This is a genomic window from Methylomonas rapida, from assembly GCF_024360925.2.
Lineage (GTDB): Bacteria > Pseudomonadota > Gammaproteobacteria > Methylococcales > Methylomonadaceae > Methylomonas > Methylomonas rapida.
In genome coordinates this window covers 3,768,152-3,784,818 of record NZ_CP113517.1, presented here as the reverse complement: position 1 = coordinate 3,784,818, position 16,667 = coordinate 3,768,152, and the positions used below count along the sequence as shown (strand labels likewise).

23 protein-coding genes are annotated in these 16,667 nt (G+C 51.2%); 19 read left to right on the top strand and 4 right to left on the bottom strand.

Translation table 11 applies throughout. The features are described 5' to 3' along the window. Positions 1-27 precede the first annotated feature (27 nt). On the top strand, positions 28-2,148 hold the full coding sequence (locus tag NM686_RS17830) for a RelA/SpoT family protein (protein ID WP_255189191.1): 2,121 nt from the start codon (positions 28-30) through the stop codon (positions 2,146-2,148). Positions 2,149-2,576: 428 nt separating this feature from the next. Here the strand turns inward: NM686_RS17830 and NM686_RS17825 are convergent, their stop codons facing one another. Further along, complete coding sequence (locus tag NM686_RS17825; RefSeq protein WP_255189190.1) at positions 2,577-3,176, bottom strand: VPLPA-CTERM sorting domain-containing protein; 600 nt, start codon at positions 3,174-3,176, stop codon at positions 2,577-2,579. Positions 3,177-3,446: 270 nt separating this feature from the next. Between NM686_RS17825 and htpG the strand changes: the two genes are divergently transcribed. The 5 genes from htpG (at position 3,447) to NM686_RS17800 (ending at position 8,350) form a co-directional block, all read left to right on the top strand. Then, positions 3,447-5,381, top strand: coding sequence for a molecular chaperone HtpG (htpG, locus tag NM686_RS17820; protein ID WP_255189189.1), 1,935 nt, complete (start codon positions 3,447-3,449; stop codon positions 5,379-5,381). A gap of 125 nt (positions 5,382-5,506) precedes the next feature. Then, positions 5,507-6,445, top strand: coding sequence for a DUF4268 domain-containing protein (locus NM686_RS17815; RefSeq protein ID WP_255189188.1), 939 nt, complete (start codon positions 5,507-5,509; stop codon positions 6,443-6,445). Positions 6,446-6,578: 133 nt separating this feature from the next. Then, positions 6,579-6,869 (top strand): REP-associated tyrosine transposase, encoded by a 291-nt coding sequence (locus NM686_RS17810; RefSeq protein WP_255189187.1) that lies wholly within the window; start codon positions 6,579-6,581, stop codon positions 6,867-6,869. Between the two features lie 152 nt (positions 6,870-7,021). After that, on the top strand, positions 7,022-7,768 hold the full coding sequence (locus tag NM686_RS17805) for an SDR family oxidoreductase (protein WP_255189186.1): 747 nt from the start codon (positions 7,022-7,024) through the stop codon (positions 7,766-7,768). Between the two features lie 162 nt (positions 7,769-7,930). After that, positions 7,931-8,350, top strand: coding sequence for a hypothetical protein (locus NM686_RS17800; RefSeq protein ID WP_255189185.1), 420 nt, complete (start codon positions 7,931-7,933; stop codon positions 8,348-8,350). A 214-nt stretch (positions 8,351-8,564) separates the two neighbouring features. Here the strand turns inward: NM686_RS17800 and NM686_RS17795 are convergent, their stop codons facing one another. Beyond that, positions 8,565-9,950 carry an IS4 family transposase gene (locus NM686_RS17795; protein WP_255187523.1) on the bottom strand — a complete coding sequence of 462 codons (1,386 nt, stop codon included), beginning with the start codon at positions 9,948-9,950 and terminating at the stop codon, positions 8,565-8,567. A gap of 204 nt (positions 9,951-10,154) precedes the next feature. Here NM686_RS17795 and NM686_RS17790 point away from each other — a divergent pair, with 204 nt between their 5' ends. From NM686_RS17790 to NM686_RS17760, 7 genes are read left to right on the top strand one after another with little or no spacing between them, the layout of a single operon-like run. After that, the gene (locus NM686_RS17790; RefSeq protein ID WP_255187833.1) at positions 10,155-10,733 is read left to right on the top strand and encodes a hypothetical protein; all 579 of its coding nucleotides are present in this window, start codon (positions 10,155-10,157) and stop codon (positions 10,731-10,733) included. Further along, entirely contained in the window at positions 10,730-11,269 is a 540-nt protein-coding gene (locus NM686_RS17785; protein ID WP_255189184.1) for a glycoside hydrolase family 108 protein, read from the top strand. The genes NM686_RS17790 and NM686_RS17785 overlap by 4 nt, the downstream gene beginning before the upstream one ends. An 8-nt stretch (positions 11,270-11,277) precedes the next feature. Further along, the gene (locus tag NM686_RS17780; protein WP_255189183.1) at positions 11,278-11,463 is read left to right on the top strand and encodes a hypothetical protein; all 186 of its coding nucleotides are present in this window, start codon (positions 11,278-11,280) and stop codon (positions 11,461-11,463) included. Positions 11,464-11,465: 2 nt separating this feature from the next. Then, positions 11,466-12,014, top strand: coding sequence for a 3'-5' exonuclease (locus NM686_RS17775; protein ID WP_255187830.1), 549 nt, complete (start codon positions 11,466-11,468; stop codon positions 12,012-12,014). After that, positions 12,011-12,217 (top strand): hypothetical protein, encoded by a 207-nt coding sequence (locus NM686_RS17770; RefSeq protein WP_255187829.1) that lies wholly within the window; start codon positions 12,011-12,013, stop codon positions 12,215-12,217. The genes NM686_RS17775 and NM686_RS17770 overlap by 4 nt, the downstream gene beginning before the upstream one ends. Beyond that, entirely contained in the window at positions 12,192-12,434 is a 243-nt protein-coding gene (locus NM686_RS17765; RefSeq protein ID WP_255189182.1) for a hypothetical protein, read from the top strand. Before NM686_RS17770 ends, NM686_RS17765 begins: the two co-directional genes overlap by 26 nt. A gap of 3 nt (positions 12,435-12,437) precedes the next feature. Beyond that, complete coding sequence (locus tag NM686_RS17760; protein ID WP_255187827.1) at positions 12,438-12,734, top strand: helix-turn-helix domain-containing protein; 297 nt, start codon at positions 12,438-12,440, stop codon at positions 12,732-12,734. A gap of 24 nt (positions 12,735-12,758) precedes the next feature. On the opposite strand, the gene NM686_RS17755 is transcribed toward NM686_RS17760, so the two are convergent. Both NM686_RS17755 and NM686_RS17750 read right to left on the bottom strand, forming a co-directional pair. Beyond that, a complete protein-coding gene (locus NM686_RS17755) occupies positions 12,759-13,151 on the bottom strand; it encodes a type II toxin-antitoxin system HicB family antitoxin (RefSeq protein ID WP_255187826.1) in 393 nt (130 codons plus the stop codon). Positions 13,152-13,170: 19 nt separating this feature from the next. Further along, positions 13,171-13,353 (bottom strand): type II toxin-antitoxin system HicA family toxin, encoded by a 183-nt coding sequence (locus NM686_RS17750; RefSeq protein WP_255188596.1) that lies wholly within the window; start codon positions 13,351-13,353, stop codon positions 13,171-13,173. Between the two features lie 65 nt (positions 13,354-13,418). Between NM686_RS17750 and NM686_RS17745 the strand changes: the two genes are divergently transcribed. The 6 genes from NM686_RS17745 to NM686_RS17720 all read left to right on the top strand — a co-directional run bounded on the left by NM686_RS17745 (position 13,419) and on the right by NM686_RS17720 (position 16,418). After that, the gene (locus NM686_RS17745; protein WP_255187825.1) at positions 13,419-13,685 is read left to right on the top strand and encodes a hypothetical protein; all 267 of its coding nucleotides are present in this window, start codon (positions 13,419-13,421) and stop codon (positions 13,683-13,685) included. A 41-nt stretch (positions 13,686-13,726) separates the two neighbouring features. Beyond that, on the top strand, positions 13,727-13,888 hold the full coding sequence (locus NM686_RS17740; protein WP_255187824.1) for a hypothetical protein: 162 nt from the start codon (positions 13,727-13,729) through the stop codon (positions 13,886-13,888). A gap of 138 nt (positions 13,889-14,026) precedes the next feature. Then, positions 14,027-14,356 carry a hypothetical protein gene (locus NM686_RS17735; RefSeq protein WP_255187823.1) on the top strand — a complete coding sequence of 110 codons (330 nt, stop codon included), beginning with the start codon at positions 14,027-14,029 and terminating at the stop codon, positions 14,354-14,356. Continuing rightward, positions 14,349-14,579 carry a hypothetical protein gene (locus tag NM686_RS17730; RefSeq protein ID WP_255187822.1) on the top strand — a complete coding sequence of 77 codons (231 nt, stop codon included), beginning with the start codon at positions 14,349-14,351 and terminating at the stop codon, positions 14,577-14,579. The genes NM686_RS17735 and NM686_RS17730 overlap by 8 nt, the downstream gene beginning before the upstream one ends. Positions 14,580-14,646: 67 nt before the next feature. Beyond that, positions 14,647-14,865 carry a hypothetical protein gene (locus NM686_RS17725; RefSeq protein WP_255187821.1) on the top strand — a complete coding sequence of 73 codons (219 nt, stop codon included), beginning with the start codon at positions 14,647-14,649 and terminating at the stop codon, positions 14,863-14,865. Positions 14,866-15,032: 167 nt separating this feature from the next. After that, positions 15,033-16,418 carry an IS4 family transposase gene (locus NM686_RS17720; RefSeq protein WP_255187523.1) on the top strand — a complete coding sequence of 462 codons (1,386 nt, stop codon included), beginning with the start codon at positions 15,033-15,035 and terminating at the stop codon, positions 16,416-16,418. The last annotated feature ends 249 nt before the right edge of the window (positions 16,419-16,667 follow it).

Below are 16,667 nucleotides of genomic sequence, written 5' to 3'. Positions count from 1 at the left end.
TTCCGCTTCCTGTTTTACAATGTTGGGATGGATAAACACTCTGTTGATGTCAAATCATTATTCCCCGAGCTCTCTGAATCCGACCGGGCGTTGGTTGATGAGGCCTTGGCGTTGGTCAGGCAAGCCGCGGCCCAGCCGTCGTCGATTTCCAAGAGCAAACGGCCCCACGGCATTGATGTTGCCTGCATTCTGACCGCCGTTCACATCGATTTGGACTCCATCTTGGCAGCCGTGCTCAGCGATTCCAGGCTGGAAGGTTACTTGGACGAAGCTGGCATCAAGACACGATTCGGTTCGGAGGTGGCGTCCTTGGTCAAGGATGTGCGCTGGTTGAATACCGTCGGTATTTATCAGCTGGAAATGGCGAAACAGCCCGACCAATCGGAAATACTGCGACGCATGCTGCTGGCGATGACGCATGACGTGAGGTCGGTACTGATCAAGCTTGCGTATCGCATCCAGCGCTTGCGCGGGTTGAGCCAGGAGAAAGAGGATATTCGACGCTTTATCGCGCGCGAGACACTGGATATTTATGCGCCATTGGCCAATCGGCTGGGTATCAGTCAATTCAAATGGGAGTTGGAAGACCTGGCGTTTCGCTATCTGGAACCGGAACGTTATCGCGCCATTGCCAAGGCATTGGCCGATACACGCGTGCAACGCGAAACCTGTATAAACACTTTTCTGAGTGAGTTGCGCCAGGCACTGGATGTGCATGCGATACGCGCCAAGGTCTACGGGCGGCCCAAACATATTTACAGTATTTGGTGCAAAATGCGCCGCAAACAACTGCCGATCGAAGAGCTTTACGATTTACTGGCCGTGCGTGTGATCGTCGACGATTTGGCGGCGTGTTATACCGTATTGGGATTGGCGCACAGTCAGTGGCAATATATCCCCAAGGAATTCGACGATTACATCGCCAACCCCAAGGAAAACGGTTACCAGTCTTTGCATACCGTGGTGGTCGATAAGCAAGGCAACCGTATCGAAATACAGATTCGTACCCGCGCGATGCATGAGTTTGCCGAACTCGGGGTTGCCGCGCATTGGCGCTATAAAGAAGGCGGCAGGCACAGTGCGGCTTCGGAAAAAAACATCACCTCGTTGCGTATGCTTTTGGAAGAGCGTAGCGGAGACACTCTGCTGGAAAGCTTTCATACCGAGCTGTTTTCGGACCGGGTGTTCGTCTTGACGCCGACCGGCAAGCTGGTCGATTTGATCAAGGGTGCGACGCCCTTGGATTTTGCCTATGCGATTCATACCGAAGTCGGCCACAGCTGCCGGGGCGCCAAGGTCAATGGGCAGATCAAACCCTTGACTTACGAGCTCAAATCCGGCGAGCAAGTGGAAATCATTACGGTCAAAAACGGTCAGCCCAGCCGAAATTGGCTCGATCCAAACCTGGGTTATCTGAAAACTCCGCGCGCGATCGGCAAAGTCAAAAACTGGTTCAAGCAACAGGAACTCAGCGAAAACATCGCCGCCGGCAAAAATTTATTGGACAAGGAAAGCAGGCGCCTGGGGCTCAAGCAGGTCGATCTGGCCGAATTGCTGAAGCATTTCAAGATGCCCGATGCGGAACATTTCCACCAGGCTCTGGGGCGGGGGGATATCAATAGCCGGCAATTGGCGAGTGCCTTGAAAATTCCCGAACTGGCGCCGGTATCCTTTAAATTGTCGCCTTCCAAAGCCAGTCCAAATTCCGTGGTCACCGTGGAGGACATGGATAACGTCGTCACCACGCTGGCGCATTGTTGTTCCCCGGTGAAAGGCGACGAGATCATCGGTTATGTTTCGCATAAGCGGGGCATTACCATCCATAGAATCGATTGCGAAAACATCCAGCATTTGACGCCGCAACAACAGACGCATTTGCTCAAAGCCGAATGGAGCGGCGTGCATAAAGCGCATCACAATGTGCCTATCGTGATCGAGGCATTGAGTGGGCAGAACCTGTTGATCGAGGTTTCCCAGCTATTGCACTATGCCAAGGTACAAATCACCGATGCCTCGTTGAAAACCCATGCCGACCATTCAGCCACCTTGACCATGCAAATTCAGATTGAAAACACCGCGCAATTGAGTTTCGTGCTTGGGCGCATCAGTCAATTGCCCAATGTCATGGAAGTCAGACGCAAGGTCTGAAACAGTATTCAGCTATTCGGCGCTGACCCTGCAGGACACGCCGCATAATCTCAATTCCACTCATAACCAGGATAATTTCACTGTTGCCGAAAGGGCTGGTGCCGACCATTGGCATTGAATAACGGATCGTCAGAAAGCTAATTGGCCAGCAGAATTGGCGGGTGGTGCATGTGCATGCCTGGCGCCAAATTCGATCAATATCGATATTGGCGCCAGATTATTGGATGGTTGTCGATGGCGGAGCGCGTTAATCCTAAAACCGGTAGTAAGTCCACGAAAAGCACGAAAGAAATCATTGCGTTATGAAGCTTATCGGTCCTTATCGGTTATCGGCTCACCTGGCCGGCGCGTATCTTTGGGGGATAACTGTTTGAAATTTTTCGTGATTTTCGTGTGTTTCGTGGGCCAAATGATTTTTCTAGGTTAATTTAGCTCGCCTTGAGTCCTGATTTTTTGCGAGCCATCAAGCCCAGGATGCCGGTCAAAAATAGCCAGGCGGCGCCAGGCAGTGGTACTTGGCTGGGTGGCACAGGCGAATTGGGGATTGTGTAGACCATGTAATGTGACAATCCGCCGCCTTGTTTGGGGCCGGTGGACCAAATGCCGGATTGCGCAAATTGTTCCAATTCGAATATCGCCCAATCTATTGATTTGTTGCTGCCTACCTTGAAACCGATCGCAATTCTTGAATAGATATCCCAAACATTACTGCTCAATGAAAACGTGCCGGAGCTGGCGCCTAGCGAAGACACGGAAAATACGTTGGTGCTATATGTGCTCTGACTGCCGTCAACCGTCACCTGCCAGCCTGCTGGAACATTGCCTTTGCCGTTTTTGACATTACCGGTGATGTTGCCTTTGCCGTAAGACAACAGTGTATCGGCGTCATTGTCGCTACCGGAAAAGAAACTGGTCGAATCAAAGGTAAAGGTTCGGGTGGCGTCCGCGATATCCGTCGTGTAAGCAAATGCCGAACTACTTGCGCAGCTCATCGCAAAAAGCAATGCCGTTATGGACTTGGTTTTCATCTTTGTTTTTCTCCTTTTGAAACAAGATTGCGCCATAGTCTACTGATTCAACCAAACGCGAACTATTGCCCAATAGTATGAATGATTTTTGCATTGAAATCGCGGCGATTCTCCTAGGGCAGGTTAGCTATTTCAGAGAATGGGTCAGATTTGTTTACGGGCAGAGCGGGAATCGTGTAATCCATCGGCTTTTTTAAATGTGGCCTTGAAAAACGCCAGTGCTATCCCCAAATCGCAGCAGTCCGATTTTTAACTTTCAAGAGACCACACATGACTGTTGAAGCAAAAAAAGAAACCTTAGGCTTTCAAACCGAAGTGAAGCATCTGTTGCATTTGATGATTCACTCGCTATACAGCAACAAGGAAATCTTCCTGCGCGAATTGATTTCCAACGCCTCCGACGCCGCCGACAAACTGCGCTTCGAAGCGCTGGCCAACGACAGCCTGTACGAAGGCGACAGCGAATTGAAAATCCGCGTCGATTTCGACGAAGCCAAAAAAACCATCACCATCACCGATAACGGCATCGGCATGAGCCGCGAGGAAGTGCAGGATCATATCGGCACCATCGCCAAATCCGGCACCAAGCAATTCTTCGAAAAATTGACCGGCGACCAAGCCAAGGACAGCGAGCTGATCGGCCAGTTTGGCGTCGGTTTTTACTCGTCGTTCATCGTCGCCGACAAAGTCACGCTGACGACCCGCAAGGCCGGCGCGCCGCATGACCAGGGCGTGCGCTGGGAATCCGACGGCCTGGGCGAATACAGCATCGAAACCGTCGAAAAAGCTGGTCGCGGCACCGAAATCGTGCTGCATCTGAAAGAAGGCGAAGACGATTTCCTGAGCAGCTGGAAGCTACGTTCCATCATCAAGAAATACTCCGACCACATCTCTTTGCCCATCATCATGAGCAAGGAAATCCCGGCCGAGAAGGACGACGACGGCAATGAAACCGCGCCGGCCCGTGTCGAAGACGAAACCGTCAACAGCGCCTCGGCCTTGTGGACAAAATCCAAGGACGACATCAGCGCAGAACAATACAACGAGTTTTACAAACACGTCGCCCACGACTTCCAGGACCCGCTAGTTCACGTCCACAGCAAGGTCGAAGGCACCAACGAATACACCCTGCTGCTGTACGTTCCTGGTCGGGCGCCGTTTGATTTGTGGGACCGCGACGCCAAACACGGCGTCAAGCTGTACATCAAGAAAGTCTTCATCACCGACGACGCCGAACAACTGATGCCGCGCTACCTGCGCTTCGTGCGCGGTATCGTCGATGCCGACAGCTTGCCGCTGAACGTATCACGGGAAATCCTGCAACAAAGCAAGCAAATCAGCGCGATCAAATCCGGCGCGGTGAAAAAAGTGCTGGGCATGCTGGAAGACATGGCCGAGAACGACGCCGAAAAATACCAAAAATTCTGGGAACAGTTCGGCAACGTCATCAAGGAAGGTCCGATAGAAGACCACAAAAACAAAGACCGCATCGCCAACCTGTTGCGTTTCTCATCCACACACACTGACGACAAAACCCAAAACGTGTCGCTGGCCGACTACGTCAGCCGCATGAAGGAAGGCCAGGACAAAATCTACTTCATCACCGCCGACAGCTATGCGGCGGCCAAAAACAGCCCACATCTGGAGGTGTTCCGCAAAAAAGGCCTGGAAGTGTTATTGCTGACCGACCGCATCGACGAATGGCTGGTGTCCAGCCTGACCGAGTTCGACGGCAAGCACATGCAATCGATCGCCAAAGGCGAACTGGACCTGGACAAATTCGACAGCGAAGAAGAGAAAAAACATCAGGAAGAAGTCAGCAAAGACTTCGAATCGGTCGTCAAACAAATCCAGGACGTGCTGAAAGACAAAGTCAGCGAAGTGAAAATCAGCCATCGTCTGACCGACTCGCCCGCCTGTCTGGTCACCGGTGCCTACGACATGAGCCTGCACATGGAGCGCATCATGAAGGAAGCAGGCCACGCCATGAGCATGATGGGCATGGGCGGCAGCAAGCCGATCTTCGAGATCAACCCGGAGCACGCCATCGTCAAGGCCCTGAAAAACGAGCAAGACGATGCCCGTTTCGCCGACATCAGCCACATCCTGTTCGACCAGGCCATCCTCAGCGAAGGCGGCCAACTGGACGACCCGGCAGCGTTCGTGCACAAGTTGAATGGCTTGTTGCAAGGGTTGTTGAAGTAAGTTGTTTTGATTTGGAAAAGGCCGGGAAACCGGCCTTTTTTGTTATATTTGGATTTGTATATCATGTCATCTTGGGTGATATATAGATCTTCTCAATTACTTGTTAGCGATCAAAAGGAGAATCTGTGCAATTATCGAAGCTTGAAAAAGTCGATTTGAGAGAGGTTTGGAAGCATGAAGCGCTGGACTTTACTAATTGGCTTGCCAAACCAGAGAATCTTGAGCTGTTGAGCGATGAAATCGGGATAGATATTGCACTTATTCAGACCGAAGCCAGCGTCGGAAACTTCAATGTAGATATATTGGCTGAAGAAGAAAATACGGGCAGAAAAATTGTGATCGAAAATCAGCTCGAATCAACCGATCATGACCACTTGGGTAAAATCATTACCTACGCGTCTGGTTTTGATGCTGAAATCATTGTCTGGATTGTCAAAAGTGTGCGCGATGAACATAAGCAAGCAGTGGATTGGCTTAATGAGCATACAGACTCCAACATTAATATTTTTGCAATTCAAATGGAAGTCTGGAAGATTGCTAACTCGCCATATGCGCCAAAATTTCAAGTTATTGCCAAACCGAATGATTGGGCAAAGGCAGTAAAAAAAGCAACTACCCAGAGCGAACTCTCTGACACCAAATTATTGCAACTAGAATTCTGGACAAAATTTAAAGAATTTGTTCAGGACAAAAACGGAAAAATCAAATTACGTAAAGCTTATCCCCAGCATTGGTACGATATAAGCTTTGGCTTCTCAAATGCACACATTGCATTAACTATCAATAGCCAGTCAGAGCAAATGGCATGTGAAATATACATACCTGATGCCAAGCAACTGTTTTCAGCCCTGCGCGAACAGAAAGAAAAGATAGAAAGCGACTTAGCGGAGCAATTGGTGTGGGAAGAATTGCCAGAAAAAAAAGCAAGCAGAATCAAGCTTATCAGCAAAGGCAATCTATCCAATCAGGAAAGCTGGGAACAATATCATTTATGGATGCTTGAAAAAGTAGTCAGTTTCCAGAAAGTATTTGGGAAATATATCAAGCAATGTGCAGCCCCGTAGGTACGCACCGCGTACCTTTTGGCTTTTACCACCGGGACAACCTCCAAATGGTACGCAATGCGTACCCTTGGAATTGGCGACCGGATTAAATCCGTCCACAATTCAAACTTTGTTTTTTTAATCGTGTGATGCGATGGCAAATTATCGGCGTTGTTATGTGCCGGGCGGCTCTTACTTTTTTACGTTGGTGACGGAACGGCGGGCGCTGATTTTGGCAAATGATGCCGCTCGGGATTTGCTACGCTCGGCGATTCGGGCTTGCCAACAACAATGGCCGTTCTCGGTCGATGCGCTGGTGTTGTTGCCGGATCATCTGCACGCGATTTGGACGCTGCCGCCGGGCGATTGCGATTACTCGAAACGTTGGGGCTTCGTCAAAAAATACTTTACTCAACACTGGTTGGCTTGTTGCAAGGGTTGTTGAAGTAAGTTGTTTTGATTTGGAAAAGGCCGGGAAACCGGCCTTTTTTGTTGGGTGTTGTGCTAAAGTCGCCCTGTATATCCGTTAGTTTGGGATGATATACAGAACCATTTAATTACTTGTTAGGCATCTGAATCGGGAGACAATGCTTCTTCATGAGTAAAGTATTAGTTGTTACTGGTGGCAGTCGCGGGATTGGTGCGGAAACCGCACTTCTTGCGGCAGCACGCGGATATGACGTTTGCATTAACTATCACAAGAATAAGACAGCGGCTGACGCCGTTGTCGATCAGATCAAGTCAGCCGGAGGTAAGGCGATTGCAGTAGCGGCAGATGTTTCGCGGGAGTCGGATGTAAAAGATCTATTCAAGACCGTAGATCAGGAACTCGGGCAAGTATCAGCGCTAGTTAATAACGCCGGTATTCTTGAGAAGCAAATAAGAGTCGAAGATATTGATGAAGTGCGACTTCATCGGATTTTTGCGGCGAACGTGTTCGGCTCGTTTCTGTGTGCGAGAGAGGCAGTGAGGCGCATGTCTACAAAACATGGCGGGTATGGCGGAGCAATCGTAAATGTATCATCGGCCGCATCAAGACTCGGCTCGGCGGGAGAATATGTTGATTATGCAGCATCAAAAGGCGCGGTTGACACGCTCACTATAGGCTTGTCCCGAGAGGTTGCAGAAGAAGGAATTCGGGTTAACGCTGTACGCCCTGCATTTATTTATACTGATATGCATGCTGATGGTGGGGAGCCGGGGCGGGTGGATCGTATAAAAGAATCTTTGCCGATGAAGAGAGGCGGGCAGCCAATCGAAGTGGCAAATGCAATCCTTTGGCTGCTATCCGAAGAAGCATCATATACAACAGGCACCTTTATTGATTTGGCGGGTGGAAAATAGTGCCCAACAATCGCAGTCACAGCGACGTCTTTTCCGTTGCGGCTACGCCTTCACTACAAAGCCGCGCGTGCTGCGGGTGTTAGGCTTTCGTGCTGCGTTTTGATTGTAATTGCTAAACAGTGGTATTAGTACCGCAAATATAAACCCAAGAAGGATAAACATTTGACTCTCGAATACTTCATTGCGCTTCTCATTCTTGCTTGTATCGGCGCGTATTTTGTGTGGCGTAACAACTTTAAAACTAGGCAAGCCAACGCCGCCGCTACCTTCCGAGCTGCCTTTGATCTAACTTTGTCCGACCTGAGAAACTCCGAATCTAACTCTGTCAATGCCACTTACGACATCCTTATGGCTTCCTTCCCCGCTCACGAGTCCGCTGTGCTGGAGTTCAGTAGGTTTCTTGGCTTCAACCGCAAGGCATTCTTGGAGGCTTGGCACAAGTACGCATACCACGAAGATATGAAAAAACATCCTTTTCCATTTCTTGAAAAATACTCCGGCGGTGACGTTGTAGAAAGAAAGCGTCTTAGAAATCTTGCTATTACAAATATTAATCATCTTTTGTCCTATGCAAACGCCTAACTCAACGTTAGGCACTATAGTTTTGTGAGAAACCGTTGCGCTCAACCGCGTTACGCGAATAACGGACGAGTGCAACGGAAAACTCATCGGGGCATCCGTACAAATACCCCGAAGCGGCTATTAACAAATTTTTTTCTCGTTCCCGCGCTCCTGCGTGGGAATGCATACCAGCCTCCAACACGCAGTACGGGTTCCCACGGAAGACCGCTCATCGTTATACACATCTCTGTGCGACAACCTGCTGAGCTTCCAATGCAATGACAAAATCGCGCAAACGCTGCAGTCCGATCCACATGGCTTTGGCACCCGGCGGCCCGTCATGCTTGCGTCCGAGATAACCGCCCAAGCTCGCCACCAAGAGAATCACTTCGCCCAAGCGAGGTGGCGTAAGCGGCGGCGGGCAAAGCTTAACCACAATGTAAGCAGCCCGCCACTCCTGTGGATCGAAGATAATTTCACAATCCATGTCCGGCGTAGTCCGTCCCAACATCAGCGTGAACAATACCCGCCAGGCAATAACCATGTACAACGCTAAACAAGGTAGCAGTCGGTCCTCGGTTTCCAGATGCAGTCGCTTAATCTGGCATCCGCTCTTGAGCACATGGAAGTACACTTCAATGCACCACCGCACGGCGTACCACATGACGATCGTTGCCGCCTGTTCGAAACAATCGATCGGCAAGCTAGTCAACAATAGCCATTCCAAACGTTCCACGCCAGACGGTGGTGCATCTTCGCGTGCCAGCACCGCATTGATGGTGAGTTCCGGTAGCCGATACCCTATCCGCTTAGGCGGTTTGAGGGTCACTGTAATGGCGCGTAACGTGATATGCGCCAGTCGCGCCGTGCGGTTCGGTCGCGGTTTGACGTTCACCTCAGAGTAACCCAATACAGGAGCTTGCTCCACGGCGGCCCACAGGCATTTCGTACCGTTCTCCGGCGAAGCCAACACTCGGTTTTGCGCCGCACGTACGATCCATTGAGCCCGTACCGCAGGTGCGTAGTCATGGTATTCGGCAAACCACTCGTAAATATCGCCCTCCCTGTCGGCAAGATTGATCAGCAGGGTGTCCGGCATTTGCGCCTGTAAAGCGCAACTGTCCTGGTAACTTTCCAGCCAATGGCGACTCTCTTTTTCGTCTACGCCTTTGTGAAGTCGTTCACTCCTTTGGCTTGGGATCTCTCGAGGCCAATACGATGCTTTCACGACACCCAAACAAATACGCGATGGCGTAAAGGCAACTGTCGGATGCAGGCGGCGCAAGTGTTTCTCCACGTCTTTCACTGTGCCAAGTCCCTTCGGCCCCAAGCAAATATTCTTATCGTCCTCGGTGGTGTCCTGTGCCAGCAGCACGATTGGGCTGCTCTTCATGCGCTCGATCGTGGCATCTCGATGCGGCGCCAGTATCTTCTCGAATGTCGTCTTAGCGTTATTGAAGAAGCGATAGGCTCCCATCGTCTCCTTCCAGCCTCCGCAGGCCGCCGGAATACTGAGTTGTGGATGCTCGCCCAATTGCTCCAATAGCAAGGCCAATCTCTTGTTTAGACGTTGATCTTCCAAATTGGCAGTTTGCACTTCTTCTTCGGCCCAGTTGCTCATCGCCTTTCTCCTGTTTCTGTGTCTCCTTGTAGTTTAGTCTTTGAGGGACTTGTGTATAACGATGAGCGGTCCGCCGTGGGAATCCATGCGACGCGGAAGACCGATATGCATTCCCACGCCGGAGCGCGGGAACGAGAGAAACACAGATATGCGGCTTGGAAATCAAAAAACAAGCCGTTGCCGACTATCAGAAGAGGAAAAAAAATGGCAGATAATTTACAAAGCGCCATCGCACGCAAGCTTTCAGAATCGCCCATTGGCCTGTTTCGCTCACAACTGCTGGAAAAAATACCGCAGGAACTGAGCAACAACGACGCTGAAAAAATCAGCAGATCACTCAACGCCATGCTCAATGCTGGCCACGTCAGCAAAGGCGCCCGCCAAGGCATGGACGGCTGCCGTTGGACCATAACACCGCAAGGCCGCGCGGCTTATTCGGTTCTTCACGATGACGCCGATGACCCAGCCGCCGATGACAATGCCGTCATCGAGCCGCCCGCGGAACTGCCGATCAAAACCTATCCCCCGGCCATGCTGGAAACACTGCAACAGGAAACCGCCCCCGCCGGGCAATCGCTGCTGCTCGATCCCGCCTATGAAATCGACGCGGCCATCATCGCCCTGGTCAACAAAATCCACGCCATCGCCGGACCCATGATCGAGCGCAAGGCCGAAAAGCTGCAATTGCTGGAACGGATGGAAAACAACGACCTGCTGCCGGGCGACGTCAAGTCGCTGTTGTTTGGCATCAGGATGGATCTGGAAAAACTGGAGGCGGCATGAGCTTTAACATCCACCACGAAATCGAGCAAATCCTCAAGCGCGAGGGTGGCTTTGTGAATCATTCCGCCGACCGCGGCGGCCCCACCAACATGGGCATCACCCAAAAGACGTTGACGCACTGGCTTGCACGCGAAGCGACCGTAGCCGACGTTAAAAAGCTCAGCAAACAAACCGCCAGAGACATCTATTACAGCCAGTACTACATCAAACACGGCATCGATGACCTGCCCGAACTGATCCGCCCCATCGTCTTTGACATGGTGGTCAACAGCGGCAAGCGCGGCATCAAAATTTTGCAAGACGCGCTGAATTGCCACGGCTACGCCTGCGGCAAAGCGGACGGCCGCATCGGCCCCAAAACCGCCGCCGCAGCCTCGGCAGCCGCCCAACACATGGGCAATGAGCTGATCAAAGTCTTGGTCCGCCGAAGAGTGATTTTCTATGAGGGCTTGGTCAAAGCAGATCCTACCCAGCGCGTGTTTTTGTCAGGATGGATCAACCGCGCAGAATCCTTTTTGCCGACGGACGTCGCGTGATGCACAACATGACACCACTCCCCAACGACATCACCCGCTGTTACGGCATGCATTGCCCGCGCAAACGCCAATGCCAGCGATTTATCACCATCAAATTCGATCCCATCGAAGCCTTGTCTTACGTCAGCACCATGATTGATGACCAAGGCGGTTGCGACACGTTTATCGAAGACAAAACCCTCCAACAGGATTAAACATGAACGACATCATGATCGATTTAGAAACCCTGAGTACGCGGCACGATGCGGCGATATTGAGTATCGGACTCTGCCTGTTCGACATTACCACTGGGAAAATAGGCCAAAGCTATCAAACCAAAATCAACATGGAAGATGTGACGTGGTTTGGCCACATTAGTGCGGATACCGTCGAGTGGTGGCTAAAACAGCCAAAAGAAGCGCAGGCAAGACTGCTGGATGGCGAAAAAATTTACCTGGCCGAAGCATTGAACAGACTTTCGGCTTGGTCAAGAATGGCGCATAACATCTGGAGCAACGGCGCTAGTTTCGATTTGGTTATATTGCGCAGCGCATACGAACGCCACGGGCTAACGACCCCATGGCACTATTGGCAAGAACGCGACACCCGCACGTTGGTAGACATCGCCAAGCGTATCACCGGCATAGATGCCAAAAAAGAAACCCCGTTCGACGGCACCCAACACGACGCCCTGTCAGACGCAATACATCAAGCCAAGTACGTCAGCAAAGCCTTTGAGTTGCTGCAAACCGGTGTAACGCGATGACAAAACAACAAATCGCCCATAAATTGCGCCTGCTCCAGGACGACATGCTCGAGATCGCAACGGCAATGGACTTCTACGGCGGATTCAACCCGCTATACAGCCAGCATGGACGCGAATTGTCCGGCGCGGCTGGCTTGGTGGCGGAATGGGCGGATGAAATTGAAGCGGAGGCACACGATGAGCCTAACCAAACAACTGCCTAAACTCACCGACACCCAGATCCACGAGCTGCATAACCGCCTGCTCGAAGCCTGCACGGCCATGGAACTGGGTGGCGACTGGCGCGAAGTATTCCGCCGCGCCCGCCATAGGCGCACTGGCAGAATGCGCCGGCTGTACGAACTGTTATACAACGCCGACCGCGCTGACATCGATCGCGCGGCCAAACACTTGGTTGACCCTCTCAACGACGGACAATAACCCATGAAAGAGATTATTACCTGTGAACCCCTGGCAGTCAGCGAAGAAACCGCCGCCAAGCTGCTAGACGTGTCCGTATCGACCATTCAAAAACTGCGGCGCCAGGGTAAGCTGATTGGCAAGCTCGTATCAGACGGCAGCGTCAGAATCCCCTTTCAAATGCTGAAAGACCACCTGGAGGCGGCCCCCGAATCCAATCTATTGCCGCCGCCCAATTGCGCGGAAGGCGGCAAAACCAGCCGCAGCAACGCCAAGCGAAAGCAAATGGCGTTATCCGGCGCTGATAATGCCCAATTGTAGGGTACGCCGTGCGTACCCTACCACTTACCGCATGGCAGAGCGCGCCGCATCGGCCAGAAACCCTGAGCGGGTAGCGCCATGCGCCTTAGCATAGCTATCGATCTTGGCCAGTAACAGCTTGGGTAAGGTAATGTTGATTTTTTCCGCCGGGCCAAAGTATTTTTCAATGGGCGCGTCAACGACCGCCCAAATACCGCCGGCAAAATCAGGATTGTCTTTGTGCGCATCGATGGGCAAACGTGCCGGAATATCGCCGCCGTCTTCCAGCAATGTTTCAACATGCAGGTCAATGGCTTCTATGACGGATGACAGCGCCTCATCGATGCCGTCACCGGCGGAAAAACAGCCGGGAAGATCAGGCACGATGACCCCGTAATGATGACCATCATCAGTATGCAAAACAACGGTAAATTTCATGGGTGCTTCTCCTATGCAATTAACGCCAACCGGCTTGCCGGTAAATACTGTGCAACGTGGGTTTTGGAATGTCGCTGTCTGGATGCTTGACGGTGACCAAACCGGGTTTGGTGGGGTGCTTGAATTGGTGGTGTGAGCCTTTGACCCGCGCCAGATACCAGCCGTCTTGTTCCAGTTGCTTAATCAGTTGCTTGCTGTTCATGATGGTTATTATAACCACTTATAACGCGCAGAGTTTACCGGACAGCGGATTAACTGGAGAGATTCATGAGTGAAACGAATTTTGACGAAGACAAAGACTCTGAAAACCGCGCAGCTTCAGATGTTCCGGTGCAACGTGTGGTTATGAGGCTGCGCTATTTCAATGAATGGCGCCGAGGAGCCGATACAGAACAGCCAGACCCGAAGCAAGTTGGTTTAGATATAGATTTTGCCACTGACAAACTGGAACAAATTACACATGTTTGTACATCGCATCATGAAACAAAAGAGCAGTTCATTAGCAGAATTAAGCAAATATTAGATTCCGCATAACGCAAAGCTAACCGGGCGCGGCCCAGGAGACTGAGAAATGAATGAACCTTGCTTCCGCGCTCCGGTTGAGCGCCGAGTTATACGGCCTGGACAGATTGTTACGATACGGCGAGACCAGGATCGTCTCGGAAAACCCAAATATCCTGGGCGGGTTGGATTTGTTGATCGTGAAAATTCTGTTGCGTCCGGATGGTGGTACATAAAATTGACTGCGAATAGTAAATCAAAAGAAACGATCGAATTATTTCACGAAAATGATTTTGACGTATAACGCAAAAAGTAACCCGCCGCGATAGCGGTCGGGTTGACTGACTGGTTATGCGTTTTTATTGGAGAAAAATTTGAGTAGTAAACAATGGGGCCACGGTTTTTACACTGGGCACGCAGAAGGTAAACGCGACGGTTATTTACAAAGCGTGGATGATAACAATGAAATAAATGTGATGCTTCATTTTTGGGCAATGAAGAAAACCGCAGAACAATTGATAAGGCTATCGCAAAGCGATAATGAAGAAGATAGGTTAGAGGTTGTTGGATTAGCTGAGGCGGTATTGTTGTTGGCGCGTTGTGCCTATAAGGCACAACTTGATTACAACAAGACGAACCAGAATGAGCCGCCTAACGCGCAGAGTTTACCGGACAGCGGATTAACTGGAGAACGATATGAGTGAAATAAATTTTAACGAAGACGGCGACACCGAAAACGACTTAGCTTTAGCTGTTCCGGTGCAACGTGTGGTTATGCGGAAATGCCTGGCATGTGCCGGGAGCGGTGAAGTCAAAACAGACTATGCCGATTTGCGTTTGTACGGTTTAGAGAGCGAATCGTGCCACAAATGCGGCGGAACTGGAAATGTGCCGCATAACGCCGAACTAAGGCGCGCCGCCGACTAAATTAAACAATACCGCGATGCTTCCGGGTGTCGCCTTTAGTGCCGTGTTATGCGGCGGGAGCTGAACAATGCTGACAGCATTAGACGAAGCAACATATGGTAATGAAGAAGCCGAGAATGAATTGCGGCATATCAGAAGGCTACTGACTTGGATTTTGTATCACCACCAGGGCGCAAAATCTCCAATTGGGCAAGCGTGCAGGAAAACACTTGGTATTGGAGAATTTGAACACCTTACAGATGAGCAAATTTTAGACGCAAAGAAAGCGATTGTTGATAACGCATAACCATTGATTAGCAGGCAAATATGCCTAATATTTTGATATTAGCCGGTAAATCGGGCAAATTTGCCTGCATATCTAATTTTCCTGGTTCCCACGGTCCGCCGCTCATCGTTATACACAAGTCCCTCAAAGACTAAACTACAAGGAGACACAGAAACAGGAGAAAGGCGATGAGCAACTGGGCCGAAGAAGAAGTGCAAACTGCCAATTTGGAAGATCAACGTCTAAACAAGAGATTGGCCTTGCTATTGGAGCAATTGGGCGAGCATCCACAACTCAGTATTCCGGCGGCCTGCGGAGGCTGGAAGGAGACGATGGGAGCCTATCGCTTCTTCAATAACGCTAAGACGACATTCGAGAAGATACTGGCGCCGCATCGAGATGCCACGATCGAGCGCATGAAGAGCAGCCCAATCGTGCTGCTGGCACAGGACACCACCGAGGACGATAAGAATATTTGCTTGGGGCCGAAGGGACTTGGCACAGTGAAAGACGTGGAGAAACACTTGCGCCGCCTGCATCCGACAGTTGCCTTTACGCCATCGCGTATTTGTTTGGGTGTCGTGAAAGCATCGTATTGGCCTCGAGAGATCCCAAGCCAAAGGAGTGAACGACTTCACAAAGGCGTAGACGAAAAAGAGAGTCGCCATTGGCTGGAAAGTTACCAGGACAGTTGCGCTTTACAGGCGCAAATGCCGGACACCCTGCTGATCAATCTTGCCGACAGGGAGGGCGATATTTACGAGTGGTTTGCCGAATACCATGACTACGCACCTGCGGTACGGGCTCAATGGATCGTACGTGCGGCGCAAAACCGAGTGTTGGCTTCGCCGGAGAACGGTACGAAATGCCTGTGGGCCGCCGTGGAGCAAGCTCCTGTATTGGGTTACTCTGAGGTGAACGTCAAACCGCGACCGAACCGCACGGCGCGACTGGCGCATATCACGTTACGCGCCATTACAGTGACCCTCAAACCGCCTAAGCGGATAGGGTATCGGCTACCGGAACTCACCATCAATGCGGTGCTGGCACGCGAAGATGCACCACCGTCTGGCGTGGAACGTTTGGAATGGCTATTGTTGACTAGCTTGCCGATCGATTGTTTCGAACAGGCGGCAACGATCGTCATGTGGTACGCCGTGCGGTGGTGCATTGAAGTGTACTTCCATGTGCTCAAGAGCGGATGCCAGATTAAGCGACTGCATCTGGAAACCGAGGACCGACTGCTACCTTGTTTAGCGTTGTACATGGTTATTGCCTGGCGGGTATTGTTCACGCTGATGTTGGGACGGACTACGCCGGACATGGATTGTGAAATTATCTTCGATCCACAGGAGTGGCGGGCTGCTTACATTGTGGTTAAGCTTTGCCCGCCGCCGCTTACGCCACCTCGCTTGGGCGAAGTGATTCTCTTGGTGGCGAGCTTGGGCGGTTATCTCGGACGCAAGCATGACGGGCCGCCGGGTGCCAAAGCCATGTGGATCGGACTGCAGCGTTTGCGCGATTTTGTCATTGCATTGGAAGCTCAGCAGGTTGTCGCACAGAGATGTGTATAACGATGAGCGGAAGACCGTGGGAACCAGGGCGGCGTGGTCATCCAAAAGCCATGTAGGGTACGCACCGCGTACCTTCTGCTTTGCGCACCGGCTCGGCCTTCGATTGGTACACGATGCGTACCCTACACTGAATTGCCGACTGATTTAAATACGTCCACAATTCGCAACATGAATTTCTGCAAACGGGGTTTGCGATGGCGAATTATCGGCGTTGCTATGTACCGGGCGGCTCTTACTTTTTTACGTTTT